2 protein-coding genes are annotated in these 2,687 nt (G+C 75.8%); both read left to right on the top strand.

What is annotated here, in order from left to right:
- On the top strand, positions 1-1,110 hold a 1,110-nt coding region (locus VR44_RS13070), incomplete at its 5' end, for an ArsB/NhaD family transporter (protein WP_052713586.1).
- A 38-nt stretch (positions 1,111-1,148) separates the two neighbouring features.
- The coding region (locus VR44_RS13065) for an ABC-F family ATP-binding cassette domain-containing protein (protein WP_045947634.1) at positions 1,149-2,687 on the top strand (1,539 nt) is incomplete at its 3' end.

Raw genomic sequence — 2,687 nt, 5'->3', positions numbered from 1 at the left:
GCCTGGGAGCAGCTGCGGGGGCTGCTGCCCGTGGTCGGGTTCCTGGCCGTGATCCTGGCCCTCGCGCAGCTGTGCGCGGACGAGGGGCTGTTCCGGGCGGCGGGGGCCGCGGTGGCCCGGCGTGCGGCCGGGCGGGGCGCGACGGGGCTGCTGGGCGGGGTGTTCCTGGCGGCCTCGGCGGTGACGGCCGCCCTCAGCCTGGACGCCACGGTGGTGCTGCTGACTCCGGTGGTGCTGGCCACGTCCGCCCGGCTGGGGGCCCGCCCGCGCCCGCACGTGTTCGCCACCGCGCACCTGGCGAACACGGCCTCGCTGCTGCTGCCCGTCTCCAATCTGACGAACCTGCTGGCCTTCGCCGCGAGCGGGCTGACCTTCACCCGGTTCGCGGGGCTGATGGCCCTGCCCTGGGCGGTGGCCATCGGGGTGGAGTACGTGGTGTTCCGCCGGTACTTCCGGGGCGACCTGGCGGCCCCGCCCGAGCATGTGCCCGAGGCGGCGGAGCCCGCGCCGCTGCCCCGGTTCGCGACGGCTGTGCTGGCGCTGACCCTGGCGGGGTTCGCGGTGGCCTCGCTGGCGGGGGCGAGCCCGGCCTGGGCGGCGCTGGCCGGTGCGGTGGCGCTGGGCGTGCGGGCCCTGCGGCGCCGCGAGACCACCCCGAGGCGGCTGCTGGCCTCGACCGCGCCCGCGTTCTGCCTGTTCGTCCTGGCGCTGGGGGTGGTCGTCCGGGCGGTGGTGGACCACGGGCTCGGCGACGGGCTGGAGTGGCTGACGCCCGACGGGGACTCGCTGCCCGCGCTGCTGGCGGTGGCCGGGGTGGCCGCCGTGCTCGCCAACCTGATCAACAACCTGCCCGCGGTGCTGGCCCTGCTCCCGCTGGCCGCGCCGGCCGGGCCCGGCGTGGTGCTGGCCGTGCTGATCGGGGTGAACATCGGCCCCAACCTCACCTACGCGGGCTCGCTGGCCACCCTGCTGTGGCGGCGGATGCTGCACGTGCACGGCGAGGACGTCCGGCTGGGGGACTTCACCCGCCTCGGGCTGCTCACCACCCCCGCGGCCCTCGCGGCGGCGGTGGCCGCCCTGTGGGCCGGTCTGCGGCTGACCGGCGGGTAGGCCGCCGGCGCGCGGCGCGCCGATAGGATCGGGGCATCATGACTGCAACCCTCGTCGCCAAGAACCTCACCGCCGCGCACGGCGAGCGCACGCTCTTCGCCGGCCTCGACCTCGTCGTCGCACCCGGCGACGTCATCGGCCTCGTCGGCGTCAACGGCGCCGGGAAGTCGACCCTGCTGCGGCTGCTCGCCGGACTGGACACCCCCGAGACCGGTGAGCTGCGGCTCTCCCCGCCCGGTGCGGCCGTCGGCCACCTCCCGCAGGAGCCCGAGCGGCGGGAGGGTGAGACGGTACGGGAGTTCCTGGCCCGGCGGACCGGGGTCGCGGCCGCGCAGGCGGCGCTGGACGAGGCCACGCAGGGGCTGGTGGACGGCACCCCCGGCGCCGACGACGCGTACGCGGAGACCCTCGACCGGTGGCTGAACCTCGGCGGCGCCGACCTGGACGAGCGGGCCCAGGAGACCGCGGACGAGCTGGGCCTGGGGGTGAGCCTGGACCTGCCGATGACGGCGCTGTCCGGCGGCCAGGCCGCCCGCGCCGGCCTCGCCTCCCTGCTGCTGTCCCGTTACGACGTGTTCCTCCTGGACGAGCCCACCAACGACCTGGACCTCGCCGGTCTGGAACGGCTGGAGCGGTTCGTGACGGGGCTGCGCGCGGGCACCGTCGTCATCAGCCACGACCGCGAGTTCCTGACGCGGACCGTCACCAAGGTCCTCGAACTCGACCTGGCCCAGCAGCAGATCAACCTCTACGGCGGCGGCTACGAGTCGTACCTGGAGGAGCGCGCCCGGGCCCGCAGCCACGCCCGCGAGGAGTTCGAGGAGTACGCGGACAAGAAGGCCGCCCTCGAGGGCCGGGCCCAGATGCAGCGGAACTGGATGGACAAGGGCGTGCGCAACGCCCGCCGCAAGTCCTCCGACAACGACAAGATCGGCCGGGCCCTGCGCGGGGAGTCCAGCGAGAAGCAGGCCGCGAAGGCCCGCCAGACGCAGCGGGCGATCGAGCGGCTGGAGGTGGTCGAGGAGCCGCGCAAGGAGTGGGAGCTGCGGATGGAGATCGCGGCGGCCCCGCGCTCCGGCTCGGTCGTCGCGACCCTGCGCGAGGCGGCCGTCAAGCGGGGGGACTTCGCCTTCGGCCCGGCCTCCCTGCAGATCGACTGGGCGGACCGGGTCGCGATCACCGGGGCCAACGGCGCCGGGAAGTCCACCCTCCTCGCCGTCCTGCTGGGCCGGCTGGCCCCGGACTCCGGCTCCGCCACGCTCGGCTCCGGCGTCCTGGTCGGCGAGGTGGACCAGGCCCGCGGGCTGTTCCTCGGCGAGGAGTCGCTGCTGGAGGCCTTCTGCGCGGCGGTCCCGGACACCGAGCCGGCGGAGGTGCGCACGCTGCTGGCCAAGTTCGGCCTGAAGGCGGCGCATGTGCTGCGCCCGGCCGCGACGCTGTCCCCGGGCGAGCGCACCCGGGCGGCGCTGGCGCTGCTCCAGGGCCGCGGGGTGAACCTGCTCGTCCTGGACGAGCCGACGAACCACCTGGACCTGCCGGCGATCGAGCAGCTGGAGTCGGCCCTGGAGGCCTACGAG

Origin of the sequence: Streptomyces katrae (genome assembly GCF_000966975.1) — a bacterium.
GTDB classification, from domain to species: domain Bacteria; phylum Actinomycetota; class Actinomycetes; order Streptomycetales; family Streptomycetaceae; genus Streptomyces; species Streptomyces katrae.
This window is presented reverse-complemented; position numbering and strand designations above follow the sequence as displayed.